General features: G+C 72.0%; 25 protein-coding genes. 15 read left to right on the forward strand and 10 right to left on the reverse strand.

The features are described from left to right. Positions 1–41: 41 nt before the first annotated feature. On the reverse strand, positions 42–842 hold the full coding sequence (locus tag AB2U05_RS29440; protein WP_369184724.1) for an isocitrate lyase/phosphoenolpyruvate mutase family protein: 801 nt from the start codon (positions 840–842) through the stop codon (positions 42–44). Then, the gene (locus AB2U05_RS29445) at positions 839–2,140 is read right to left on the reverse strand and encodes a hypothetical protein (RefSeq protein ID WP_369184725.1); all 1,302 of its coding nucleotides are present in this window, start codon (positions 2,138–2,140) and stop codon (positions 839–841) included. Before AB2U05_RS29445 ends, AB2U05_RS29440 begins: the two co-directional genes overlap by 4 nt. 65 nt (positions 2,141–2,205) lie before the next feature. On the opposite strand from AB2U05_RS29445, the gene AB2U05_RS29450 reads away from it, so the two are divergent. The 3 genes from AB2U05_RS29450 to AB2U05_RS29460 all read left to right on the forward strand — a co-directional run bounded on the left by AB2U05_RS29450 (position 2,206) and on the right by AB2U05_RS29460 (position 3,829). Continuing rightward, positions 2,206–2,964, forward strand: coding sequence for an ArsR/SmtB family transcription factor (locus AB2U05_RS29450; protein WP_369184726.1), 759 nt, complete (start codon positions 2,206–2,208; stop codon positions 2,962–2,964). 158 nt (positions 2,965–3,122) lie between these two features. Further along, positions 3,123–3,329 carry a hypothetical protein gene (locus AB2U05_RS29455; protein WP_369184727.1) on the forward strand — a complete coding sequence of 69 codons (207 nt, stop codon included), beginning with the start codon at positions 3,123–3,125 and terminating at the stop codon, positions 3,327–3,329. Between the two features lie 38 nt (positions 3,330–3,367). Further along, a complete protein-coding gene (locus tag AB2U05_RS29460) occupies positions 3,368–3,829 on the forward strand; it encodes a hypothetical protein (RefSeq protein WP_369184728.1) in 462 nt (153 codons plus the stop codon). A 34-nt stretch (positions 3,830–3,863) separates the two neighbouring features. Here AB2U05_RS29460 and AB2U05_RS29465 read toward each other — a convergent pair whose 3' ends face one another. Continuing rightward, the gene (locus tag AB2U05_RS29465) at positions 3,864–4,568 is read right to left on the reverse strand and encodes a hypothetical protein (protein ID WP_369184729.1); all 705 of its coding nucleotides are present in this window, start codon (positions 4,566–4,568) and stop codon (positions 3,864–3,866) included. A gap of 256 nt (positions 4,569–4,824) precedes the next feature. Here AB2U05_RS29465 and AB2U05_RS29470 point away from each other — a divergent pair, with 256 nt between their 5' ends. Both AB2U05_RS29470 and AB2U05_RS29475 read left to right on the forward strand, forming a co-directional pair. Then, a complete protein-coding gene (locus AB2U05_RS29470; protein WP_369184730.1) occupies positions 4,825–5,715 on the forward strand; it encodes a caspase domain-containing protein in 891 nt (296 codons plus the stop codon). Continuing rightward, positions 5,634–6,623 (forward strand): hypothetical protein, encoded by a 990-nt coding sequence (locus AB2U05_RS29475; protein ID WP_369184731.1) that lies wholly within the window; start codon positions 5,634–5,636, stop codon positions 6,621–6,623. The genes AB2U05_RS29470 and AB2U05_RS29475 overlap by 82 nt, the downstream gene beginning before the upstream one ends. Here AB2U05_RS29475 and AB2U05_RS29480 read toward each other — a convergent pair. Continuing rightward, complete coding sequence (locus AB2U05_RS29480) at positions 6,532–7,125, reverse strand: TetR/AcrR family transcriptional regulator (RefSeq protein ID WP_045695644.1); 594 nt, start codon at positions 7,123–7,125, stop codon at positions 6,532–6,534. The genes AB2U05_RS29475 and AB2U05_RS29480 overlap by 92 nt on opposite strands. Positions 7,126–7,254: 129 nt before the next feature. Between AB2U05_RS29480 and AB2U05_RS29485 the strand changes: the two genes are divergently transcribed. Together AB2U05_RS29485 and AB2U05_RS29490 are read left to right on the forward strand one after the other, a co-directional pair. Then, positions 7,255–8,382: an FAD-dependent oxidoreductase gene (locus tag AB2U05_RS29485; protein ID WP_369184732.1), complete on the forward strand. Its 1,128-nt coding sequence runs from the start codon at positions 7,255–7,257 to the stop codon at positions 8,380–8,382. A 22-nt stretch (positions 8,383–8,404) separates the two neighbouring features. Next, on the forward strand, positions 8,405–8,809 hold the full coding sequence (locus AB2U05_RS29490) for a DUF4440 domain-containing protein (RefSeq protein WP_369184733.1): 405 nt from the start codon (positions 8,405–8,407) through the stop codon (positions 8,807–8,809). A 29-nt stretch (positions 8,810–8,838) separates the two neighbouring features. Here the strand turns inward: AB2U05_RS29490 and AB2U05_RS29495 are convergent, their stop codons facing one another. Continuing rightward, positions 8,839–9,804: a GlxA family transcriptional regulator gene (locus AB2U05_RS29495; RefSeq protein WP_369184734.1), complete on the reverse strand. Its 966-nt coding sequence runs from the start codon at positions 9,802–9,804 to the stop codon at positions 8,839–8,841. Positions 9,805–9,924: 120 nt separating this feature from the next. Between AB2U05_RS29495 and AB2U05_RS29500 the strand changes: the two genes are divergently transcribed. Beyond that, positions 9,925–10,833: an NAD-dependent epimerase/dehydratase family protein gene (locus AB2U05_RS29500; RefSeq protein ID WP_369184735.1), complete on the forward strand. Its 909-nt coding sequence runs from the start codon at positions 9,925–9,927 to the stop codon at positions 10,831–10,833. A 107-nt stretch (positions 10,834–10,940) separates the two neighbouring features. After that, positions 10,941–15,392, forward strand: coding sequence for a hypothetical protein (locus tag AB2U05_RS29505; protein ID WP_369184736.1), 4,452 nt, complete (start codon positions 10,941–10,943; stop codon positions 15,390–15,392). Positions 15,393–15,399: 7 nt separating this feature from the next. On the opposite strand, the gene AB2U05_RS29510 is transcribed toward AB2U05_RS29505, so the two are convergent. Continuing rightward, positions 15,400–16,251 carry a hypothetical protein gene (locus tag AB2U05_RS29510; protein ID WP_369184737.1) on the reverse strand — a complete coding sequence of 284 codons (852 nt, stop codon included), beginning with the start codon at positions 16,249–16,251 and terminating at the stop codon, positions 15,400–15,402. A gap of 241 nt (positions 16,252–16,492) precedes the next feature. Here AB2U05_RS29510 and AB2U05_RS29515 point away from each other — a divergent pair, with 241 nt between their 5' ends. Continuing rightward, complete coding sequence (locus AB2U05_RS29515) at positions 16,493–17,287, forward strand: SDR family NAD(P)-dependent oxidoreductase (protein ID WP_369184738.1); 795 nt, start codon at positions 16,493–16,495, stop codon at positions 17,285–17,287. Positions 17,288–17,356: 69 nt separating this feature from the next. Beyond that, a complete protein-coding gene (locus tag AB2U05_RS29520; RefSeq protein ID WP_369184739.1) occupies positions 17,357–18,208 on the forward strand; it encodes a helix-turn-helix transcriptional regulator in 852 nt (283 codons plus the stop codon). Positions 18,209–18,303: 95 nt separating this feature from the next. Here AB2U05_RS29520 and AB2U05_RS29525 read toward each other — a convergent pair whose 3' ends face one another. Both AB2U05_RS29525 and AB2U05_RS29530 read right to left on the reverse strand, forming a co-directional pair. Next, positions 18,304–18,843 carry a flavoprotein gene (locus tag AB2U05_RS29525; protein WP_369184740.1) on the reverse strand — a complete coding sequence of 180 codons (540 nt, stop codon included), beginning with the start codon at positions 18,841–18,843 and terminating at the stop codon, positions 18,304–18,306. Beyond that, positions 18,840–20,114, reverse strand: a complete 1,275-nt coding sequence (locus AB2U05_RS29530) for a helix-turn-helix domain-containing protein (protein WP_369184741.1) — start codon at positions 20,112–20,114, stop codon at positions 18,840–18,842. The genes AB2U05_RS29525 and AB2U05_RS29530 overlap by 4 nt, the downstream gene beginning before the upstream one ends. 177 nt (positions 20,115–20,291) lie before the next feature. On the opposite strand from AB2U05_RS29530, the gene AB2U05_RS29535 reads away from it, so the two are divergent. From AB2U05_RS29535 to AB2U05_RS29550, 4 genes are all read left to right on the forward strand, one after another. Further along, positions 20,292–20,753: an ATP-binding protein gene (locus AB2U05_RS29535; RefSeq protein ID WP_369184742.1), complete on the forward strand. Its 462-nt coding sequence runs from the start codon at positions 20,292–20,294 to the stop codon at positions 20,751–20,753. A gap of 370 nt (positions 20,754–21,123) precedes the next feature. After that, on the forward strand, positions 21,124–21,363 hold the full coding sequence (locus AB2U05_RS29540; RefSeq protein ID WP_369184743.1) for a DUF397 domain-containing protein: 240 nt from the start codon (positions 21,124–21,126) through the stop codon (positions 21,361–21,363). Positions 21,364–21,436: 73 nt separating this feature from the next. Next, on the forward strand, positions 21,437–21,919 hold the full coding sequence (locus AB2U05_RS29545) for a hypothetical protein (protein ID WP_369184744.1): 483 nt from the start codon (positions 21,437–21,439) through the stop codon (positions 21,917–21,919). 8 nt (positions 21,920–21,927) lie between these two features. Continuing rightward, entirely contained in the window at positions 21,928–22,815 is an 888-nt protein-coding gene (locus tag AB2U05_RS29550; protein WP_369184745.1) for a cupin domain-containing protein, read from the forward strand. A 202-nt stretch (positions 22,816–23,017) separates the two neighbouring features. Here the strand turns inward: AB2U05_RS29550 and AB2U05_RS29555 are convergent, their stop codons facing one another. Beyond that, the gene (locus AB2U05_RS29555; RefSeq protein ID WP_369184746.1) at positions 23,018–23,548 is read right to left on the reverse strand and encodes a DUF6879 family protein; all 531 of its coding nucleotides are present in this window, start codon (positions 23,546–23,548) and stop codon (positions 23,018–23,020) included. Between the two features lie 304 nt (positions 23,549–23,852). Next, positions 23,853–24,041: a hypothetical protein gene (locus tag AB2U05_RS29560; RefSeq protein WP_369184747.1), complete on the reverse strand. Its 189-nt coding sequence runs from the start codon at positions 24,039–24,041 to the stop codon at positions 23,853–23,855. Positions 24,042–24,282 lie beyond the last annotated feature (241 nt).

Genomic DNA, 24,282 nt, shown 5'->3' on the forward strand with positions numbered 1-24,282 from the left:
CACCGTTCGGATGAACGGGCGAGCGTGTGGATGGGCGGTGGTCAGCCCTGGGGGGACAGGGCTTGGACGGTGGCGTAGGCCGGGGCCGTGGTGGTCCGGGGGAGCGAGCCGTGGGTGCGCAGGTGGGTGGCGGTGTCGACGGCTGCGCCGAGGGCGAGGCGGAAGAGGAGGGAGCCGAGGCTGGCCCGGCGGACGCCGAGGTCGGCGAGCTGGGTGAGGGAGGGGCCGTCCGGAGTGGCGAGGACGTTGAGGGGGAGGGCGGTCGCGGCCACCGCGCCCGCGATGGCGGCCGGATCGGTCAGGCCGGGGACGAAGACGCCGTCCGCGCCGGCGTCCTGGTAGGCCGCCAGGCGGGGCGCCGTCTCCGGGGCGCGGGCCCCGCCGAGCCAGTGGGTGTCGGTGCGGGCGTTGACGAAGAGCCGGGGCACGGCCGACTTGACGGCGGTGATCTTCGCCGCGTGCAGGTGCGGCGGGGTGAGGGTGCCGTCCGGGCGGCCGTCCTCCAGGTTGATGCCGACCGCGCCGGCCTCGGCGAGTTCCGCCGCGAGGTCGGCGACCTCGGCCGGGTCGTCGCTGAAGCCGCCCTCGATGTCGACGGAGAGCAGGGCGGGCCCGCCGCCGATCCGGCGCGCGAGCCGCAGCGTCTCGGCGCGGGTCCGGCCGGCGCCGTCCGGCAGCCCGGCCGCGGCGGCGACGCCCAGGCTGGTGGTGCCGATCGCGGCGAAGCCGGCCGCGGCCAGGGCGGCCGCCGAGGCGTGGTCCCAGGCGTTCGGCAGCAGGAGCGGGGCGCCGGGACGGTGGTGCAGCGCGTGGAAGGCGGCGGCGGGATCGACGGTGTTCATGACTGCTCCTTGCGGAAAAGGTCGGTGGTGGCGCCGAGACGGCCGACCGCCCCGGCGTAGTAGTCCAGCGAGCCGGCGACGTGCGCGGCGAGCAGCCGGAAGGACCAGCCCCGGCCGGGCGAGCGGTCCAACTGCGCGTCGCTCAGCGCCCGGAGGCGGTCGGCCCAGATGCCGTCGAGCCGGACCAGGCGGCTGCGCGCCTCGTCGAGGTCCTCCGCGGTGAACGGCGCGAGGTCGGCCGGGGTGGTGGTCGCCGAGGCGTGCCAGTGGTCCGGCTGGGGCTCCTGGCCGGCCAAGCGGGCCTCCAACTCGGCGAGGTGGTCGACGAGATGGTCGGCGACCCGGCGGATCGCCTTGTGCGGGGTGTAGACGCGGCCGTCCACGGCGAGCGGTCGTCCGTCCCAGGCGGTCCAGGTGGCGGCGAGGTCCAGCACCCGGGCGACGGCCTCGGTGATCTGCCGGGCCGGGTCGTCCCGCTCCAGCAGGCCGGCGGCCAGCGCCATCGCCTGGGCCCGGCCGGGGCAGTGGTGCGGGCCCGCGCCGAAGGCCAGCGGGGTGCACTCGGCGGGGGCGTCCGGCTCGGCGGCGGTGACGTCGATCAGCACCACGTCCCCCGCGCGGAGGCCCAGCGCGCCGACGCGGACGTCGGCCAGCGCGCGTCGGCGCAGCGTGGTCACCGGCGGGTCCTGGCGCAGCACCTCGGCGAGGAGGGCGTCCGCGCCGCCCGGCGGGAGGCCGTCCGGCGCGGCGCGGCGGGCGTGCTCGACCAGGCGGGCGGTCGCGTCGCAGGCCTGGACGAGCAGGCCGATCCGCTGGGCGGCGGCCTCCGGGGGCCGCGGGTCGTCCTCCCGGGCGGTGAGGGTGAGCAGGCGCGAGACGGCTTCGTCGGCGGCCCGGCCCTGGGCGGGCGTGAGGGCGCTGCCGAAGTATCCGGCGGAGACGGTCAGGACGGCGGCGGCCACGGCGTCCGGCTCCGGCAGGCCCAGCTGCTCGGCCAGCACGCGGACGACCGTGTGCCGGTCGTCCGCGCCGACCGCCGAGCCGGCGGCCGCTTGCCGTAGGTCGCGCGGGTCCAGGGCGGCCAGGTCCTCGACGGCGTGGGCGCGGCGGCGGGCGTGCGTCTGCCCGTCGCCGGTGAAGCGGGCGACCGTGGCGCGCAGCCAGGCCAGGGAGCCTGCGGGCGTGTCCGCCGGGTCGGCGGCCGGTTCGGGGACCAGCAGCGGTTGGTCGAGCACCGCGCGGGCGTCGGCGTACCCGGTGACGCGGGAGGGGAGGGCGGCCGGTTCGGAGGTCGTCATGCGGCCCACGCTAGGTGCGGGAGACTTCGGCGGACGCCGAACCGTGGCCGGGGCATGATGGACCCATGCCCGCGCAACCCACGTCCGCGCAGTCCAGCTCCGCGCAATCCATGTCCGCGCAGCCCCTGGCCCGGCTCGCCGGGCTGCTGGCCGACCCCACCCGTGCCGCGATCTGCCTCGCCCTGTTGGACGGCCGCGCCTGGACGGCGGGCGAACTGGCCCACCACGTGGGCGTGGTGGCGTCGACCGCGAGCGAGCAGCTGTCCCGGCTGGTCGCCGGTGGGCTGCTGGTCGAGGAGCGCCAGGGCCGTCACCGCTACCTGCGGCTCGCCGGGCCCGGCACCGCCGCGCTGGTGGAGGAGCTGGCCGCGTTCGCCTCGGCGTCGTCCGCCCCGGAGCTGTCCGCCCCCGCACCCCGGCCGCGCAACCTGCGGGAGAGCGTCCGCCGCAGCGCCGAGGCGCGCGCCCGGACCTGCTACGACCACCTGGCCGGCGCCCTCGGCGTCGCCCTCGCGGACGCCCTGCTGGCCCGCGGCGTCGTCACGGACGACAGCGGCCTGGCCGTGACCGCACCGGGCCGCACCTGGCTGGCCGGCATCGGCATCGACCTGGACGGGACGCGCCGCGGCTCCCGCCCGCTGGTCCGCAGCTGCCTCGACTGGACCGAACGCCGCCCCCACCTCGCCGGCGTCCTCGGCGCCGCACTGCGCGCGCACGCGCTCGGCACCGGCTGGCTCGAACCCATCGGCACCGGCCGCGCCCTCCGGATCACCCGCCCCGGCGCCGACGCCTTCCAGGACCTGTTCGGCATCACCCTCACCTGACCTCGGCGCTGCGGCGGCCATGAACTGGGCCTGCGGCCCGCGCACTTCGAACCCCAGTCGATCGCGACGAGAGAGCGGTCGATTACTATCCGACAACACGATCGCATCGTGCATGCGGCCCTGGGGGGTGTCTCGGGGCCCGACCAGGGGGGGAACGCATGGCGCCCGAGTTGAACGGCTGCGGACAGAGCGCGCAGCACATCGGTGGCCTGATCCAGGGGCAGGCTTCGAAGCTCACCGATCCGTGCGACGCCAAGGATCTGCACATCGATCCGTCCCGCGTCTGCTGGGATTCCGATTCCAAGGCCCTCCCCTACTTCGGCAGGATCATCGCCGGGGAGCCGGTCTGGAGGGTGCCGTCGTGAGGCGATCACAGTCCATTCGGGCAGCGGTCGCGCTCTTCGTGGCGATCGCCGCGATGGCACTGAACGCCTGCGGGGCGAACCCGCTGCAGGATCCCACCATGACGCTCGCCCAGGCCAGGAAGCAGATCGACAGCTACCAGGCGGACATCCTGGCGAACCTGCCGATCAAGCCCAGGTCGAACTCGGGCTCATTCAGCGACCTGGAATGCGGCGCCAACGACAACGGTCCGCACGGCCGGGAGCAGACCTGGCGTTCCGCCACCTTCGAGGACCTTCCCCTGCCCGGCAGAGCGCAAGCAGCAGCCGCCTTTCGCACCTACCTCACCGGACGAGGCTTCCAACTGGCATCGGACTCCGGCGGCGATATCGGCTGGGTCAAGCTGAAGAACCCCAAGGACGGCTTCGTCGCCATCCTGGACGGTGCGGGTGACACGAGCCGCACCTTCAGCCTGGAGGTCATCTCCCCCTGCGTCTGGCCCAACGGCACCCCATCTGCCTGACCCGCGAACCCTCGCTCCAGGCCGCACGCCACCGTCAGAGTCGGTGGCGTGCGGCCCTTGCCGTGCTGTCCGAGGGATCCCGAGAGCCGGACCGGTGCGGGGGAAGGGCGCCGACCGGGCCGGGTGGGGTGGTCGGGGCGAAGTCGGTGGGCGGCCCGTCGAGGGTTGCGTCGCGGCACTGGTCGGGTGCGGTGCACAGGTCCAGGGGGACGGACTGGCCGGGTTGGGGCAGGCGGACGTGGTAGCCGGCGAAGGTCACGATCTCGTCGTAGCCGAGGACGACCGTCCGCGTGTGGACGGGGCCGACGACGTACGCGGAGTCGGGGCTCACCCGGACGTCGTTCACGGCTCCGTGGAAGGCGGTGAAGACGTACGAGTCCACGCTCGGCATCGCGTTCTCGGCGGTCGGTTTGCTGATGGTCAGGCCCTCGATGGACGTGAAGCCGACGGTCATCCAGTGGGTGTCGAGGTTGTCGATGGCCACGGAGCAGACGTTGACGTCGTCGACGAGCCAGAAGGCCTCCGCCCAGGAACGGTCGTCGTCGTCCAGCACCGCCAGGGTCGCCAGCGTCGGCTTCGGGCAGCGCGGTGGCCGTACGTCCTCAGGGCTCACGGCGTCCAGGATCCACTGGGCGGACGGCGGGGCCGGCTCGGGGAGCGCGGTGCCGAAGGGACGGCACGCCGTCACCGCGACGACCAGGACCGCCGCTGAACACACCGCACCCAGAACGCGATTCATCGCTCACCCCCGTCAGCGACCAGTGCCTCCAGCGTCCGCTGCGGTGGGCCGGCCGACAAGGCCCCGGGGTGTCTCGGATTCGTCGCAGTCCGGTCGTCCCGCTGTTGCACGGACTCCGGATGGAGGCGAATTCGCCGTGGACCACCCGTCACCGCGGCCGGTCACCCGACCGGGGCGGGGGCTATTCTGTGGCGGCGGTCGATGGTCGAAGTCGGTGCGCTCGCATGATCGTTGGGGTGGGTGGGGGACGGCCCTGGTGGGGAGATTTTCGGCGCTGCTGATCGGTGCCAGCGCGTACGACGAGGCGCCGCTCGGGTTCGTGCTGCGAGACCTCAAGAAGCTGCGTGAGGCGTTGCAGCGGCGTGGGGTGCGGGTCGAGCTGCCCCGGCCTCCGGCGGGCTGGCCGGTCACGGCCAACTTCGTCAACGGTGAGGTGGTCGGCTTCCTGGCGCGCGCCGAGCCGGGGGAGCGGCTGCTGATCGGCCTGAGCGGGCACGGTACGCATGTGGACGGGCAGGACTACCTGGTTCCGGAGGACATCCACCCCGAGCAGCGGCCGTTGTGGAAGGGGTGCATCGCGATCGACTGGAAGCAGGAGCTGCAGGAGACCCGGGCGGCGCAGGTGTTGTTCCTGGTCGATGCGTGTCGGCAGGGGATCCGGGATGCGATGGGGCCGCCGGTGGGGTGGTCGCCGAGCAAGATGCGGGCGGTGGCGAGTCGGAAGGTCGCGCGGCTGTACGCTTGTGCGCCCGGGGAGTTGGCGCGTTTCGTGGCGTCCGGCGAGTCGACGGCACAGGCGGGTGACGGGTCGTTCAGCCTGTTCTCGCGGGCGGTGCGGGAGGTGCTGGTCTCGCACGAGGGGCCGTTGAACCTGGACGAGCTGCGGGCCGGTGTGCAGCAGCGGGTCAGCGCGCTGCACCGCGAGTACCGGAAGGCGGCTGAGTGGCCTGGCGGGTGGCCTGGGCGCGGTGCAGGCGGCGCGGCGGTGCTGACCCAGCCGCCGGACGCGGTGGCCGGCTGGCGGAGTTGCGGAGATCCTGGTACCGGGGCCTTTCCGCCTCTCCGGTGGAGATCGACCGGTCGGCGGCCCTGGTGGCGTCGGGGGCCGATCGCCCGGTTGCCGAGCTCCTCGCCCTGCCGAGGCTGACCAGGGCGCTCCTGGCGACGGCGGTCCTGTTCCGGCCGTCGCAGGACGTGGCCGAGCTGCTGGCCGGGCTCGCCGGGCCGGCCGGTCAGCCCGCTCTGGCGGAGCTGTGGCGGCTCCTGGCCGCCGTCAGGCCGGCGTCCGAACTCGACGCGGTGCTGCAGATACTGATGAACCGAGGGCAGGCCGAGGACGCAGAGGGGATCGTCGACGCGCTCCTCACGTTCGAGCCGGCCGCACGGGTCGGCGAACTCCTGGAGGCCTCCCCGTGGCCGTACGGGCCGGTGTTCTGGCCGGAAGCGGCAGGGCTGATCGCCCGCGCGACCATGGGCTCGGGGAGCACGGCCGTCCTCATCGGCAATCTGCTGGACGCCGGGCACGGGCGTGCCGCCGAGCTGCTGCTCGACGAGTTCGCGACCACGGAAGCCAGCGCCTCGGACGCGGTGCGGCTGCTCGTCCGACTGGCCGCGGAGCGTGTGGGGCCCGAAGTGCGTGACCGGCTGACCGAGGGCTTCTGCGAGCGTCGTCCGAGCGAGGACGTGGCCCACTTCCTGCACCTGCTGGGCCGCCGCACCCGCCAGCTCGGCGAGGATCTGGCCAGGGCCGTCGCGGTGGCCGCGGAGACGCGCCGGGCGGACCTGGACACGATCAGGTCGGTGCTGACGGCCGAGGGCAACGAGAAGGTACTGCGGCGCATCGCGGTCGCGACCGGGGAGCTCCCGCCCGACGCCCCGCCGACCCGCGCTGGTTCCGCCCGAAGCGCTGACCTGCAGCCGCTCGGGCTCCGGCCGACAGGCCCGCGTCCCGGCGAGGGCGGTGTCAGCTGCCCGGGTGGGAGGCCGTCCAGCCGTGTTCGAGGAGGGCGAAGGCCTCGTCGGCGGCGCGGTGTGGTTCGGGGTGTCGGAGGATGAGGCCGCGGGCTTCGAGGGCGAAATGGGCCAGGGCTGCGCAGCCGAGGTCGTCCTCGGGGGCGCCGACGGCCTCGGCGATGGCCAGTGCGAGGGCGGCTTCGTGGCGCGTCCACATGCGGTGGGCGTAGTCGCGCAGCGCGGGGGTCTCCCGCACCATGCGCGTGAAGTCGGCGAACCGCGGGTCCGTGGCGTGGACCGCGAGCTGGGTCCGGGCCAGCAGGATGTGCTCGCGCAGCGCCTGCGGGATCGACCGGCCGGGGGCGCGGTCGCGCACCGCTGCGACGAGTGCGGCTTCCAGGTCGTCGTCCTGGTCGAAGACCAGGGCTTCCTTGCTGGGGAAGTGCTTGAACAGGGTGGTCACCGAGACGTCGGCGGCGTCGGCGACGTCCTTGACGCCGACCTGGTCGTAGCCGCGGTCGAGGAAGAGTTCGAGTGCGGCGTCGGCCAGGGACTGGCGGGTCTGGGCCTTCTTGCGCTCGCGGCGCCCGGTCGGTTCGGTCACTCGTCCACCATATCCCAGGGTGCATCGACTGCAAAAGTTGAGTCGTTGCACTTTTTGGGTGAGTGTGCTTTCTTGGTGGAGCCGGGCCGGACCTTCCGGCGGCTCACTCACCTCCCTGGGGGCACTCCCATGAACCAGACCCCTGCCCGTGGTCCCCGCATCGCGATCGTCGGCGCCGGCCTCGGCGGCCTGACCTGCGCCCGGGTGCTGCAGCGGCACGGCCGCTCCGTCACCGTCCTCGAACGCGAGGCCTCCGCCGACGCCCGCCCGCAGGGCGGCACCCTCGACCTGCACGCCGACACCGGTCAGGCCGCGCTGCGGGCGGCGGGGCTCCTCGACCGGTTCCAGGCCCTCGCCCGCCCCGAAGGGGAGGAGTGGCGCGTGCTCGACTTCGCCGACGCCGCCCTGCTGGCGCATCAGGGGCCGCCCGCCGCCGGCGCCGACGGCGGCGGACGCCCGGAAATCGACCGCGGCCAACTGCGCGGACTGCTGCTGGACTCGCTCACCGAGGGCACGGTGCGGTGGGGCCGCGCCGTCACCGGGGCCACGCCGCTGCCGGACGGCACCTGCCGGCTGCGGTTCGGGGACGGCGCCACCGAGGACTTCGACCTGGTGGTCGGCGCGGACGGCGCCTGGTCGCGGATCCGTCCGGCGCTGTCGCCCGCCGTACCCCGCTACACCGGCGTCACCTTCGTCGAGACCGGATTCGACCACTGCGACACCCGCCACCCCGACCTCGCGCGGCTGGTCGGCAACGGATCGATGCTGGCGAAGGGCATCGGCAGGACCCTGGTCGCCCAGCGCAACAGCAACGGCCACATCCGCGCCTACATCGCGCTCCGCGAGCCCCGGGACTGGCACGCTGCCGCCGGTGTCGACCTCGGTGACCAACAGGCGGTGCGGGCGCACCTGTTGAGGATGTTCGACGGCTGGGACGAGCGCCTGCGCTACATCCTGCGCAACGGCGACAGCGCGTTCGTCAACCGCCCCCTGTACGTCCTGCCCGCTCCGCACACCTGGGAGCACGTCCCCGGCGTCACGTTGCTCGGCGATGCCGCGCACCTGATGCCCCCGGTCGGCCTGGGCGCCAACCTCGCCATGCTGGAAGGCGCCGACCTCGCCCACGCCCTCGTCACCGAACCCGGCATCGACGACGCCGTCCGCGCCTACGAGGGCGTCATGCTGCCGCGCTCGATCGAGGCCGCGACGGGCAGTGCGCAGGGGCTCGACCACCTCGTTCCCGCGACGGCATCCTGAGCTCGAGCCTGAGCCACCCACCGTGACTGACTCTCGCGACCGCGCGGCCCTGATCGAGCACGATCGGCGCTTCTTCGACGCCCTGGTCGCCGGCGACGCGGCCCGTCTGGGCGAGCTGCTGGCGGACGACTTCCTCCTGGTCGGCGTCGAGGACGGTTCGGTCGTCCCCCGGTCCGCACTGCTCGACGCGGTCACCGCCGGGGCCGTCACCTTCCCCGCCGTCGAGTCCTTCCCGGAGGAAGCCGTGGTCCGCCGCATCGGCGACGTCGGCATCGTCGTCGGGCGCACCGGCATGAACTTCGTCAACTCCGATGGCACCGGCTTCGTCGCCGGAAGCCGTTACACCCACGTGTTCGCGAAGGACTCCGCCACCGGATGGCGTCTCGTCTCCGCCCAGGGCACCCGGATCACGTCCGCCGACCGGTGAGGGCCCGCCGGAGGCGGAACCCGCAGTGATCAGCCTCGTGCCCCCGGGCGCCGGCTGAAGGCGACGCGGTACGCGCTGGGGGTGAGGCCCGTCCTCCTCGCCAGGTGGTGACGCAGGGAGTCGGTGGTGGCGAGGCCGCTGAGGCGCGCGACCCGGTCCATCGGCAGGTCGGTCGTCTCCAGCAGCTCCTGGGCCCGGAGCACGCGCTGGTGCAGGAGCCACTGCAGCGGGCTCAGGCCCGTCTCGTCGTGGAACCGGCGGGCGAGCGTGCGGACGCTGGTCCTCGCGTGGGCGGCGAGCTCGGCGCGGGTGAGCGGTTCGTGCAGGTGGTCGAGTGCCCAGGCCCGGGTCGCGGCGAGCGAGGTGCCGGTCTCGGGTGGCAGCGGTGTCGCGATGAACTGCGCCTGCCCGCCGGGACGTACCGGTGCCGCGACCATCAGCCGGGCGACGGCGTTGGCCGTCGCGGCGCCGTAGTCGGTACGGACGAGGTGCAAGCACAGGTCGATGCCGGCGGACAGCCCGGCGGAGGTCAGGACGTTGCCGTCCTCGACGTACAGCACGTCGGGCCGCAGCCGGACCGTGGGGTAACGGGCTGAGAACTCCTCGGACTTGGCCCAGTAGGTGGTGGCGCTGCGGCCGTCGAGAAGTCCCGCCCGGGCGAGGACGAACGCGCCGGTGCAGATCGAGGCGACCCGCCGGCCCGCCGCCGACGCGCGGCGCAGTGCCTTCAGGACGGCCGGTGGGATGTCGTCGCGGGCGCCGGTTCCGGTCACGATGACCGTGTCGGCGTCGTCGACGGCCTCCAGCCCGTGCGGGACGGTGACCTCCAGGCTGCCGCTGGTGGCGATGCGGCCGGGCCGGGCCGTGCAGACGCGCACCTGGTAGCCGGGGCGGCCGTCGACGGTCGTCTCCCCGAGGACGAGCTCGGGGATGGACAGGTCGAAGGTGGTCGCCGGGGGTACAGCGATGACGGCGACTCGATGTACGGCCCGCATGGCCCGAACCTCCGGATGTTTGGCATTCGGGCCACTACCTTACGGATCGCCCGTGGCGGGAGGGTGGAGGCGTCGGGGCGGGCTCGCCCCAACTCCTCGACCAGAGCAGGGAGTGCAAGCGTGTCCACGCACGTCATCATCGGAGCCGGAGCCACCGGATCGGCCGCCGCACGGCTGCTGGCGGACGCCGGTGAGCAGGTCCGGCTCGTCACCCGCCGGGGCAGCGGGCCGGCGCACCCCCGGATCGAGCGGGTGGCCGCCGACGCCACCGACACCGCGCGGCTCATCGAGCTGACCCGTGGGGCGGCGGTGCTGTTCAACTGCGCCATGCCGGCCTACGACCGCTGGCCGTCCGAGTTCCCGCCGCTGGCCGCCTCGCTGCTGGCCGCGGCCGAACGCGGCGGCGCGGACTACGTCATGCTCGGGAACACGTACGGCTACGGGCCCGTCGACGGACCCGTCACCGAGGACCTCCCGATGGCGCCGACGAGCGTCAAGGGCCGTGTCCGGGCCCGGATGTGGCACGACGCCCTGGCCGCCCACGAGGCGGGCCGGGTGCGGGTCACCGAGGTCCGGGCCGCCGACTACCTCGGCGCGGGAGCCTACTCGCCGTTCACCCTCATGGTGGGGGCGCAGGTGCTGGCCGGCGCGCCCGTCTCCTACCCGGGCGACCTCGACGCCCCGCACAGCTGGACCTACACCGGCGATGCGGCCCGGACGCTCGTCGCCGCCGCCCGCAGCGAGAACTCCTGGGGCCGGGCCTGGCACGTGCCGTCCACCTCCCACGCCCCGGTCCGCGAACTGGCCGCCCGCCTGGCGGTGGCGGCAGCCGTACCGGAACCGGAGCTGACGCACATGGCGAGGGCCGAGCTGGAGCGGACCGGTCGGGCCGACTCGGTGATGGCGGAGTTCCCGGAAATGCTCTACCTGTACGACCGTCCGAGCATCCTCGACGCGTCGGTCACCGCGACGGTCCTGAACCTCGCCCCGACGCCGATCGGTTCGGTCCTCGCGGAGATGGCCGCCTGACGAGGGCTCTGCGGGGGAAGCCCCGCCGGGGCTATCCTGTGGCGGCGGTCGATTCGTCGAAGTCGGCCCGCTGCCATGATCGTTGGGGTGGGTGGGGGACGGCCCGGGTGGGGAGATTCTCGGCGCTGCTGATCGGGGCCAGTGCGTACGACGAGGCGCCGCTCGGGTTCGTGCTGCGGGACGTCGAGCAGTTGGGTGAGGCGCTGCGGGGGCGTGGGGTGCGGGTCGAGGTGCCGCGGCCTCGGGCGGGCCGGCCGGTCACGGCGAACTTCGTCAATGGTGAGGTGGTCGGGTTCCTGGCGCGTGCCGAGCCGGGGGAGCGGCTGCTGATCGGCCTGAGTGGGCACGGCACGCACGTCGACGGGCAGGACTACCTGGTTCCGGAGGACATTCACCCCGAGTTGCGGCCGTACCGGTCGGGGTGCATCGCGATCGACTGGAAGCAGGAGCTGCAGGAGACCCCGGCGGCGCAGGTGTTGTTCATGGTCGACGCGTGTCGGCAGGGGATCCGGGATGCGATGGGGCCGCCGCCGGGGTGGTCGCCGAGCAAGATGCGGGCGGTGGCCGGCCGGAAGGTGGCTCGCCTGTACGCCTGCGCCCCGGGCGAGTTGGCGCGCTTCGTACCCGCCGAGGATTCCACGGCACAGGCGGGCGACGGTGGTTCGTTCAGCCTGTTCTCGCGGGCGGTGCGGGAGGTACTGGTCTCGCACGAAGGGCCGTTGAACCTGGACGAGCTGCGGGCGGGGGTGCAGGAGCGGGTCAGTGCGCTGCACCGGGAACACCGGAAGCCGGGCAGGCCACAGGAGGTCCGGGTGCTCACGGAGGCGGTGCACGCGGAGTTCGTGGTCGTGGGGGCGCTGATGGTGCCCGTCGTGCCCGTCGTTGCCGTCACGGAGACGGAGACGGAGCCGTTGCCGGTCCTCCCGGCGGCCCTGGACCCCGCCAAGCTGATGGCGGACGCCCTGCACCAGGTCGTCACCACCGGACGGACGGAGCTTCTGGAGCAGTTCGCCGTTATCGGGCCCGCCGCCGACCTGGTGAAACTGAGCGGCTTGACTGCGCTCGGCAGGGCGGTCGACGCGATGTGGACGGCGGCGGCGCGGCGACGGCCCGTCGAGCCGCTGGTCGAGCTGGCCATTGCCCTGTTCGACGCCGATCAGGCTGATATCGCTCGCCACCTGGTGGACTTGGCGGTCATCGTCCGCCCGGCGGAGGACCTGGTGGCGCTGCTCACCGCAGGCGACCCGTCGTCCGAACTGTCGGGCCTGGTGCAGGCGACCGTGGTGCGCGTGGTGGGCCGCCGGCAGACCTCGGAGACGGTCGACCTGGCGGTCCGGCTGTACGGCGCGGACTGTCGCGACCTGGTGGCGCAGCTGCTGAGCGTGCCGCGGCCGTTGGAGGACCTGCCCGCGCTGCTGGATGCTCTGGACGCCGCCGGTCTGCACGCGGAGACAGACCGGCTGGTACGGGATCACGCCGCAGACGGCGCGCGATCGGTGGACAACCTGCTCGCCCGGCTGGCTGCGGGCGGCCGGGGCCGGGACTGCACCGCCGTGCTGACGGCGATCGTCACCGGGTCGCTGGACCGGCTGGTCGAGTGGCTGGCGATCGGGGAGGTGCGCTCCGGCTTCGCCGAGGACGCCGCGCTGGTGCTGCGCCTCGCCGTGGCCCGGCGCGAGGACTGCCACCTCCTCATGGCCGCGCTGCGCGCCGGAGGCGAGCAAGGGCACCTCCGGGCGCTCCACGAGATAGCGTCCGACCTCGAACCGACCTTGCTGCAAAAGCTGTTGGAGGATTTGAACGAGGCGGGAGCCGGAGAGGACGCCGAGGCCGTCATCCGGTGCGCGGTCGAGCCCTTCCTCCCGATCAGGGCGGCCGGATTGGCATTCCTGCTCCGGCAGCAGGGACCGGCTGCTCTGCTGCCGGTGGTGTTCGACGCGCTTTGCGGGGCGAGTGCCCACCAGGTGGCGGACTTCCTCCGGGCGGCGCGAGAGATCGGCGGCGACGGTCTGGTCGGCGAGTCCGTGGCGGCGCTCGCGGAGCGCTATCCCGCAACGGAGTTCAACCGATTGGCCGTCCAACTGGACGACCCCGGCGTCTACGGCATGGCGCCCGACCTCTGGCGGAACGTGCTCGACCACCGGCCGATGGCCGACCTGTTGGACATGCTGGAGGGCACGGGGGAGGAGGGGCGGCTCGCGATGCTGGAGGGGATGGCGTCGAGTGACCGGCCGGCCGGCGATCTCGCCGAACTCGTCGAGCTGCCCGGCCGCGAGGCGCTGCGCGAGCAGATCGGCCCCCGAGTGGCGGCTAGCCTCGTCGCTCGGGGCGACGAGGTGGTGAAGGGTGTGCTCGTCGAACTCCTGGCACGGGGATGGGAGTCGGGGACACGCCTGGTGATCGGGCAGGTCGGCGAAGCCGGACAGGCGAGACAGCAGGCCGGGCTCGCCATCTGGCTGTTGAGGGAGGGCTACGGGGAGCGGGCCCGATGGCTGCTCGACCAGGCGTGTGAGACTCGGCGCACATCGCATCTGGGAGTCCTCGCGGAGTTCTTGCTGGCCGGCTCGGAGCCGCAACTCGGCAGGTACGTGCTGGCCGACGCGGCCCGGAGGTGGCGGACCCGCGATCTGGTCCGGATGGCTCGCGGGCTCGCCGAGACCGGTGTTCGAAAGGGAAGCCAGGCGACTGCTCAAGGGGCCACGTACCTGCTCACCCGGGCTGTGCGGGTGCGCACGCCGACGTGGGCGGCGGAACTGCTGCTCGCTCTGGACGCCGAGCCGCAGGGCGGCCTCTTGCCGCTCGACGACCTGCTCGGCGAGTTCCTGACGGCGGATTCATGCGCGGAGACCGTCTCCCGGATCAGGTATCTGCGGGGCGCGAAGCCCGGGAGCCGGCTGGCTCAGGGCGTCTCCGACCTGGTGTGGACGAATGCCTCAGCGCTGTTCCAGGCGGCTCGGCAGGCGAGGTCCGCGGAGGCCACGGAGTGTCTGCTGGCCGCGTGCGGGGACGGTCTTCCGGGCCGGCCACCGGCGCTTCAGGACCTGCTGGCGGAGCTACGGATGTCCGGCTGCCGGACCGAGGCGGACCTCGTCCGGGATGTGGCGGTGCGTTCACAACCTCCGGACGCGGTGGCCGCGTACCTGGTGGTGTTCCAGGACGGCCCCTCGTCCGACTACGTGGCGGCCTGCGGCGCGGTGGCCGGACGGCCGGTCGAGGAGGTCGCGGCGGTGCTGGCCCGGCTAGCCGGGACCGAGGGCGCGGTCGAGGGCTTCGCCCGGTGGTACACGCAGGCAGCTGATCAGGAGCGGTGCCGGGCGCTGCTGTGCGAGCTGTTCGCCAGGGGGAAGGACAGGCTGGTCAGGGAGGTGCTGAGCGCGGCGCCGTGGTCCGATTCGCCGGTGGCGCTCGCGGCCCTGTTCCTGGACGCGGACCGGGTGGGACCGAACGGGGGCGCGCTGATCGGTCTGGCCGCCGGTCTGGACACGTTGAAATCGGTCGATCTGGTCGTACGCGTCGTTGAGGGCGGGGCGTCGCCCGGGATGCGCGCCGCCCTCCTTCGGATGCTCGCGCTGTCGAGCAAGGCATCCGAGGTCTGGACGCGCCTGCAGACCACGGGCCGGTTCGAGGACGCGGCGGACCTGCTCGATCTCGCCCTGCCGGACACGGATGTCGCAATCTGGTACCGGGGCCTGCTCGCTGCCCCGGTGACGGTCGATTCGTCCGCGATGGTGGAGGCGCTGGGCGCCGATCGTCCGATTCCCGAGATCATCGCGTCGTCGGGTCGGACCAAGGCCCTCCTGGCGGCGGTGGTCCTGTTCCGGCCACCGTGGGACGTCGCTGACCTGCTGGCCGGGCTGGTCAGGCTGGCCGCGCCGGGCGACCAGGGTGCCCTGCCGTTGTTGTGGCGCCTCCTGGCCTTCGCCCGTCCGGTGCCCGAACTCGTTCTGCTGTTCCAGGCGTTGATGAAGCGCGAGCAGGCCGGCGATGCCCTGGGGATCGCCGGCGAACTCCTCCAGGACGAGTCGGCCGCTCGGGCCGCCGAGGTCCTGGAGGCCACCCCGTGGACGTACGGGCCGGAGCACGTGCCGGGAGCGGCCGGGGTGTTCGTCCAGGCGACGATCGACGCGTGGGACGTGGCAGAGCTCATCCAGGCGCTTCTGAAAGCCGGATACCGGCGTGCGGCCGAGCGGGTGGTCGATGAACTCACGATCGTGGCGTCCAGGCCCACATTGGTGGCGTACACGATCAAGAAGCTGGCCGAGAAGGGCTTGGGGTCGGAGTTCCGCGACCGGCTGATCGAGGGCTTCTGCGAGCGTCAGCCGGCTGAGGCGATCGCCCACTTCCTGCACGATCTCGGCTACAGGCAACTCGACGCAGACCTGGAGAAGGCGATCGCGGTGGTCGCCGGGACGCGCAAGGCTGATCTGGAGGTGGTCAGATCGGTTCTGATGCAGCTGAGTTGGAAGGACGGGAAGGTGCTGCAGCGGTTCGCGGCTGCGACCCGGGAGCGCGACGCCGACCCCCGGTCGTCGTCCTGGTGGTCCCGCTGGAAGCGCTGACGTGCGGCTACGCGGCGGCATCCTCGGGTCGACAGGCGCCGAAGCCCGCCTTGGCGGCGTGCAGGAGTGCTCGGGCGCGGGCGGCTCCGGTGGTGGCTGTTGCCGCTGCGCTGCGGGCTGAAGCCGCCGGGGTGCCGAGGCCCGCGCAGGCTCGGCAGATGCCGGGGCGGGGGACCGGGTCGTGGCACCTGGCGCACTCGGCGTACCGGGCCGGTGCCGGGGGCCGGGCCGGTGGGAGCTTGTGCGCCAGGCGGTAGCGGAGCACCGCCGCCGCCGAGTGCAGGGGCGTCGGGAGGCCCGGCAGCAGGGCGTGGGCGAGGTCGGTGGGGGTGCTGCCGCGTTCCAGCCACTGGGCGACCAGGGGAGCGAGTTCGCGTGCCTCGGCCTCGCCCAGGCGCAGGCGGGGTTCGGGGCGGATCACCCGGAACAGGGTGGCGACCGCCTCGCGTTGCTGGGCGTCGTCGTCGGGGAGGGTGGGTTCTTTCTCCGGGTCCTTTACGAGGGCGACAGCGCGGCCGGTGGCCGCTTCACCGGGCGCCGGAGAGGTGGTACTCGGCGGCGGCGCGAACCACGGTGTGTCGTACACGTGGGTCTCGGTGCGGATCGTGCCGTCCGGCATCCGGATCTTCTCGACGCGGTAGAAGCCCGCGTCGGTCAGCTCCTTGAGGGCCTTGCGGATGGCGCCGCGCCCCTGCGGGCTGGTGTCGGCCATGTGCCGGCCGTCCTCGCGCCAGCCGTCCGGGCGGGAGAGGAGGTCCGCGAGGAGACCGCGGGCGGTGTAGGACAGCTGCCGGTACTGCAGCACGGCATTGGGCAGCACGGTGAAATTGCGCGCGTGGGCGCTACGATGGATACGCATCGGGAGTGTCTGTCTCCTGGTGCCGGACCCCGGAGCGTTGGCGCGCTGCCGGGGTCGCCTTTTTGTGTTTGTCCACGGAACTTAACACAACGACCAGGCGGACAAGGCGCGTTGACGCCATCGGTCGCTATTGGTCCAAGGTCGGTCAATTTCGGCAGAGTTGTGTACCGCAGGGTGGTCCTCGGAGACCCAGGTTGGGCCGGGCCTGGTTGGTGCGGGGCGCGGTCGCGAGGCTGGTGCCATGACCGACAACAGCACCGATATGACCGACTTCGACGGCCGCGTGGTCCTGATCACCGGTGGGACGAGCGGGATGGGCCTGGCCACCGCGCGTCTGCTTCTGGAGGGCGGCGCGCACGTCGTCATCACCGGCCGCACCGAGGAACGCCTCGCCCGTGCGGCTGAAGAACTGGGCGAGGTGTCCGAAGGGGGCGCCCGGCTGCTCACCGTTCGGGCGGACTCCGCCAGTCTCGCCGACCTCGACCGGCTGGTCGCCCTGATCCGGGATCACCACGGGCGGCTGGACGGGGTGTTCGCCAACGCCGGGGTCGGGGTGTTCCAGCGCGGCTCCGAAGCCACCGAGCAGGACTTCGACCACCTCGTCGACGTCAACTTCAAGGGGGTGTTCTTCACGATCCAGAAGGCTCTGCCGCTGCTGGAGGCGGCGGGTGGCGGATCCGTGGTGATCAACGCTTCCTGGACGCTGCACCGGGGCATGGCCGTCGCGCCCGTGTACGCGGCCACCAAGGCCGCCGTCCACAACCTCGCCCGTACGCTGGGCAGCGACTTCGCCGAGCGCGGCATCCGGGTCAACTCGATCAGCCCGGGCTACATCGTCACCGAGATGTTCGAGGCAGCCGTCCCCGACCCGGCCTCGCACGAGGCCATCCGCTCGCAGGTGCCGCTGAAGCGGCTCGGACGGGCGGAGGACATCGCCGAGACCGTGGCCTTCCTGCTCTCCCCGCGGTCGTCGTACATCACGGGCCAGGACATCGCCGTCGACGGTGGGCTGGTCACCGCGATCCCGGCCTCGTGACGGGCGGTGGCGGTTGCCTGGTCCTGCCAGGGCCAGGCAACCGCCACCCCGACCGGCCACAATCGTCGTATGAGCACAGCGATCAGCATGAGCGAGTTCCTGCGGACCCGCCGCTCCCTCCTGCACCCGGCGGACGTCGACCTGCCCGACTACGGTGGCCGACGCCGGGTCGCCGGCCTGCGCCGCGAGGAGATCGCCCAACTGGCCGGGGTGAGCGTCGACTACTACACCCGGATGGAACAGGGCCGCGTGCCCAACCCCTCGGATGCGGTGCTCGACGCCCTCGCCCGCGCGCTCCAACTGGACGAGGACGAGATCCGGCACCTGCACCGCCTCGCCCGCCCCCAGCCGCCCCTGCGGCGCGAAGCCCGGCCGCAGGGCGTGCGCCCCATGGTCCGGCGCCTCCTCGACGAACTGACGGACGTCCCGGCCGTCGTGATGGGCCGACACATGGACATCCTGGCCTGGAACCCCGCGGCCTGCGCCCTCTTCGGCGACTACGCGGCCCTCGACCCCGCCGAGCGGAACATCGCCCGCATCACCTTCCTCGACGAGACCACCCGGGAACTGTACGCGGACTGGACGTCCTGCGCCCGCGAGAACGTCGCCTACCTCCACCTGGAGGCCGGCCGATACCCCGACGACCCCCAACTCGCCAGTCTGATCGGCGAACTGTCGATGAAGAGCGAGGACTTCCGCCGCTGGTGGGCCGAACACCCGGTGCAGGACAAGACCTCGGGAACCAAGCGCTTCCACCACCCGGTGGTCGGCGACCTGGAACTCGCCTACGACACCCTCCGCGCAGCGGACGACCCCGACCAGGCCCTGGTCACCTACGCCGCCGAGCCCGACACCCCTTCGCATGACGCCCTAAGGATGCTCATCGCCTGGGCCGCCGGGGCCCCCACCCGCGAGCGGTGACGGCAGACGGACGGCCGCGCAGGAAGTCGGCCGGGCCGACTTCCTGCGCGGAGGGTCGTGCTGCTGGGCAGGTGGTGAAGAGGCGGCCGCGGGCGTCAGGCCGGATGCACCGCGGGGCGGAGAAGGTCCAGTACGTGAGTCCAGTTGTACTTGTCGCGACCTCCGCCGGACTTGGGTCGGTGGGGTGCGTAGTCGCCGATGAGGACGCCCATCGATCGGAGCCGGGCCAGGCTCTCCGCGTATGCGGGGTGGGCGGCCTGGGCGGAGTTGAGGTAGGGCTGCACGGCCGTGGGAATGCCGAGTCCGTAGGCCTCGCAGAGAATTCCGAGCGCGAGCGTGTCGGAGATGCCGGCGGCCCACTTGTTGATGGTGTTGAAGGTGGCGGGGGCCACCGCGATGGCGTCGGCCCGGGGCATCGGCCGTGACGCGCTCGGCGTGTGCCAGGCCGAGCGGATCGGGTAGCCCGTCTGGGACTCGATGGCCTTCTGGTCCATGAACCCAAGGGCACTGGGGGTAGCGACCACGCCGACGTTCCAGCCCTCCGCGTGGGCAGCCGAGATCAGCTCGCCGACACCATCGGCGATGCCTGCAGCGCAGACGACGACGTAGAGGAACGGGTCGCGGTGCTCGGTCAAATCGGAACCCCCAACTCCTGGCAGAAACGAAGCAGTTCAGGAACGGTACCGCGCCGATCACGCGCGGCCATGTCTCCGGCCAGTTCCAACACGCTGGGGCGCCGACGAATGTCCTCCGACGCGCAGCTCTCCGCGATCCTGAGCGCTTGGAATCCCTCGACCAGTCTGCCCTGTTGGCTGTAGGCGCGAGCAGCGTCCACCCAGAGCGCGGCCCGCCGCTCGGGAACGGGGATGCGGCGACGCATCAGCGGCTGGGCATCTGCCAGCGCCGCACCGGCATCGCCGAGAGCCACGGCGGAGCTGACCGCGTGGAGCGCAACGTTGGTGGGGCTGAAGTTCGCCCAGGAATCCGGACCATCGAGATCGACGTACCGCGCGACGTCCCCGGCCTCGGCCAGGAACTCCGCTGCCTTCGCGCGGTCTCCGCCAGCGCTCGCGGCGGTCACGCCGCGAAGGAGCAGGAGCCCGAGGGCTGCGAGATAACCGGGCGGCCTCCGGTCATAGCCACCCTCGAGTTGATCAACGGTGTGACGAATCAGGTCGATGGCGGGTGCGGTGTGCCGGTCCCGGGCCAGGACGTGGGCCTGGACGCGGACGCTGGACGCCATCACCACGGGATCGCAGCTCCGCTCCGCCTCGGTCATGGCCCGGCCGACCGCGAGCCAGGCGTTGCCCTGGTCACCGAGCTTGAGCAACAGACTCACCGCAGTCTGGTAGGCCGTCGCGAGCATCCTGGAGAGCGCCTGGTCATCGCCTGGGGCCGCGTGCTTCGCCCCCCGCAGGTCTGCGATCAACTGCGGCAGGGCCACCTCAAGTTCAGCGTAGCGGCAGGCGTAGAAGTGCCTGCGGGCCTGGGACAGCCGGACCGAGAGCTCAGCTGCTGACGGCGGTGGCTGATCAAACCACGCCGGTCCGGGAAGAAGCTCGCGGATGAGCTCCCTCGCTACACGCGGATGGCCTGCCGGGGCCGCGAGCGCCATTGCGCTCGCGGCCAGGAAGTTTCGGCGGTGCATATCGTCCGTCCTGCTGTCCGTGGGGGCCGGGGACGCAAGGCCGAAGCTCGTCAACGGAATGCCGAGCACCCCTGCGACAGCCCGCAGAACGCCGATGTCCTGCGTCCCCGAGCCGTTCTCCAGGCGGCTGATCTTCGACTGGTGGTAGCCGAGCTCCGCGGCCACATCGGCCTGAGTGCGACCGCTGAGCACTCTCGCCCGGCGAATCACCTCGCCGGGCGAGAGTGCAGTGAATTTTCCCCGGGCCGTCTGCGACATGGTTTCTCCTGCTTGCACTGATCACACCCGATATGCCGAGCGTATCCGGGCCGGAACTATCCGTGATGCGTGATCTGCATAAGTCATGCTCAGCATGCCTGCAGCTCCGCGGCACGGCACTGACGTGCAGTTGCCTGTTCGTCAGCAGCCCGCCCCAGTCGCTAAGGAGAAGCGCTGATGAACCTCCTCTCGAACACCGTGAGAGGCGCTGCCGAACCGCACCCGGGCGTGGGCTTCGGAGTCCGGCAGCACTCGGGTCCGGCGACGGTCTGCCTGCCCTACCGGGCCGAGTCGGTGGGGGCCGCGCGGCGGTTCGTCTGTGCCAAGCTCCGGGAGTGGGGGCTGGACGAACTGGTGGACGATGCCGCCTTGATCGTCAGCGAGTTGGCCACCAACGCTGTCAAGACCGGCTGCCAGGCGCACATGGTCGTCGCCGTGCGGCGGCCGTCCTCCCGGGTCGTCCGCATCCTCGTCGGTGACGGGTCCCGGGTGATGCCGGTGATGATCCGGGCGAACTGCGGTTCCACGTCGGGCCGGGGGCTGGCGATGGTGCACCGGCTCACGCGCGGGAAGTGGGGCGTCACGCCGCTGCCGCTCGGGAAGGTCGTGCACGCCGATCTCCCGACCGGCGAGCGGTGAAGCCCGGCATGCCGGAGGACTCCGAGGTTCGGGTCTGGACCGCCTGTGGGGTGTCGGTGGTGGCCGCATTGCACGTGGTCGCCGTCGCCCTGCTGCTGATCAACCGCTCCCACTGAAACCTGCGGGCGCGTCGCCGGCGCGGCGACGCGCCCGGAACGCCAACTCCCTTCCCTTGTAAGGCGGAAGGAACACGGCTGCGGGGCGAATACTGGCCCGCCCAACCCTCGCCACCACCTGATTCTCTGGTGGCCGCCGCCCGGCGCACGACGCCGGGCGGCGGCCACCGGGCCACAACGTCCGGGCAGTCCCAACTGCCCGGCGCTCGGGGGCCGTCCGGCCTCCGAGAGGACGTCAACGGCATGGAGGAACCATGACCACCAACCTGTACGCGCTGCCCATCGAGGGTGCGCGGTTCGAGCGCCAGTGCGGCGGCAACCTCGGGAGCGAGAACGAGTCCTGCGTCGACCTGGCCCGCATCCCCGGGGTGGTCGACGGCTTCGTCCTGCGGGACACCAAGCCGGAGGGCGGCGGCCGCGAGCTGCGGTTCGACGCGGCCGAGTTGGACGCGTTCGCCCTCGGCTGGGCGTCCACCCGGGGCCTGACCGTCTGACCTGTCTGACTGACGAAGGCGCCTGCTCCAAGGTCTGGTTGGAGCAGGCGCCTGCGCTTCCTGGAGGATACCCATGGAGTTCTCCGGCCACTGGCACGGCTACGGTCCCTGGATCGGGACCTCGGACCAGTACCACACCGAATACCTGCGGCGGCCGACGCCGTTCAACGTCAACGACCTCCGGTCCCCCAAGGGCGGCTCGCCCGATCAGGCGTCCTACGTCTCGTTCGAACAGCGCACGATTCCGCCCATGTTCACCGGCCACTACCTCCTGCGCCGCCCCGCCGACCTCGATGCGCGCACCTGGAAGGACGTGGACTCGGCGGTGTCCTGGCTCAGCACGCTCTACCGCAGGCACCCGCCGGCGCCCCACGCGGACGGCCGGGCCGCCGACTGCGGCCTGCCGGCGAGGACCGACTACGCCCGCACCGCGCTCGACCACGGCTGCGACGTCGTCTGGTGCTACTACCTCCCCGGCACGCAGCTGATCAACTACGCGGTGGTCTGCTGCCCGAACCTGCCGTTGCACCCCGACATCCCCTGCCCCCTCGGATGAGGAACCCCATGCCACTGTCCCAACTGCTCGGCCCCGCAGCGCAGTCCCTGCTCCGGGCCTGCCCCACCGAGCCCGCGCTCCACCGGCGAGACGACTCCGCACTCGACCGGGAGATCACGCTCCACCTCATGGACACCCACATCGACCACGACCTGCTGAACCCGGCCTTCACCGCCGCCGTCCGCGACGGGCAGGCCGTCCACCCGGGCCGCTTCTCCAAGGACGGACGGATGAGGCCCGGCAAGCTGCGGGCGCTGCTCGACGAGGGGCACACGCTCAACCTCCGCGAGCTGCAACGCACCGTGCCGCACCTCGCCGAGCTGTGCCGCGCGATCCGGGAGGAGACCGGCTACACGCTCTACGTCTCCGGGATCATCACACCCCCGGGCGGCCGGGGGCTGCGGCACCACTGGGACCAGTTCACGGCCGTCGTCACCCAGCTGCACGGCTACAAGGTATGGCCGGTCTGGCGCCCCGAGGTCGAGCTGCCGATGGACGACTACCTGGACTCCCCGGCCATGTGGACCCGGGAGATGCAGGACCGCTGGGACACCACCGAACCGTACGCGGAGTACCACCTCGGCCCCGGTGACACTCTCGTCCTCCCCAGGGGATGGGTCCACAGCCCCCACAACACGGACGGAGAGACGACCAGCTTCCACCTGACCTTCGCCCTGCGAGAGCGCACGGTCCTGGACCTGGCCGAAGCCCTGCTGGCCACCGCCCTGCCCAGGCAGGAGTTCAGGGCCGGCATCGCGCCCGACGACCTGCGCGAAGACACCCTCCCCGAAACCCTGCGCACCGTCCTCCGGACACTCGCCTCGCACCTCGACCGAACCGACCCGGCGGCTTCCGCTGACCTGATCCGCGCAGGCCTGACCGGGCGCTCCCGCTGAACCCCCGGCCGCGCCGCCGGCTCGGCGGCGCGGCCGGGTTTGCCAACTCCGTTCCGCATCAAGCGGGTTTGCCCGATTGGTGTGCGCCGCAGTCTGAGGGCGGCACCCCGGCGGATCCGGTCGAGCTGATCGGCGAGAGTCTTCCGCGCGGCTTGGGCACCGGAGAGAGGAGAGGAGGACATGAACCGGGCGGCTGTGGTGACTACTCGCCGATGGCGTAGGCCTCGTGAGGGACAGCGCGCTCCCACACGGCGTCGAAGGCGGCCGCGCAGAGCCGTGCCACAGCAGGATCGTCACTTTGATCCGTGTGCACCCACCGGCCATCGCCGTCAAAGATGTTGAACTGGACGACCCTGCCGTCGAACAGCCAGAAGTCATTTCCGGGCAGCAGAAGATCGGAGGCACTTCGGCGGGGCAGCCACCGCACCTCCTCACCGCCGGCCACATTGGTGAACGTGAACGAGTGCTCGTACCGGATGTACTCGCTGGCAGGCTCGGAGATGATCCTGGCTCGCTTCACGGAGACACCGTTGGCAGTTACCTCTTGGACGAGGTCGAGCCACGGCCTCCACCAAGACGCGCGGTCAGCAGGGTTGAGTCGGTGACCGGACTTCCAAGCCCGGAAGCCTTGGTTTTCGTTGTCGACCGAGTAGACATCGCGCAGCTCCAGGTGGACTGCGGACTTCCGCGCCGACCTCAGAAGGTCGGCGAAGCTGTTCAAACTCTGCGACATCCAGCGCCTCCTTGATCGTCTTCGCCGTGCGGGCAGGGATGCGGACCGCAGTCCCGTGATCTGGGATCGGACCGTCAGCCAGGCAGCCCGCCGTCGGTGCCTTGTCGATCTTCCATCCCTGGATGACGAGGTCCCTGGTCTTCGGGTCCACCCGCACGATGGGCGAGCCGCGGTTCCCAGACTTCTCGTCCTTCGCAACGGACCGTAGTGCCATCCGACCCTCCCGTGTCGAGCCGGGTGCGCTTAGTGACAGACCAGAGTTGGTGCCCATACTCCGCGCGTTGGGGCATGTTGCTGCCGGTGCTCAGGCGGCCTGATCCCCGCCCTGGCCTCGATCTGAGACGGCCAGCCGGATGTGAATGCCGTTCAGGTAGTGGGGCAGGTGCTCGTGGTTCAGGAGAATTGATTCTTTTTCACGATCGTGGCGCAGTGGGAGCACCTCAACTGGTTGGTGGTGTACGGCTGCAGCGTGTTCTTGCCGCAGTTCGGACACTTGTGCCCCTTCGCCACGGTGTGACCTTTCGCTGGGAGTTCCCGCCCCGGACGAGGGCGTTCGACGCTTGATGGTGGTCGGATTTTTCCATTGCGTCAATATGGAACCTTTGACCTGCAGTTTTAGGACTAATGGTTGAGTGGGGTGGAATGGCGCCAAAGATCCGGTTTAGTGCGACTTCGGGTATGAGATGCCGCTTCGGTGGAGAAGCCGGACCGGGGTAGGTGCTTGTGTGCTCGTG

The sequence above is a fragment of the Streptomyces sp. Y1 genome (assembly GCF_041053115.1).
GTDB lineage: Bacteria > Actinomycetota > Actinomycetes > Streptomycetales > Streptomycetaceae > Kitasatospora > Kitasatospora rubellomurina.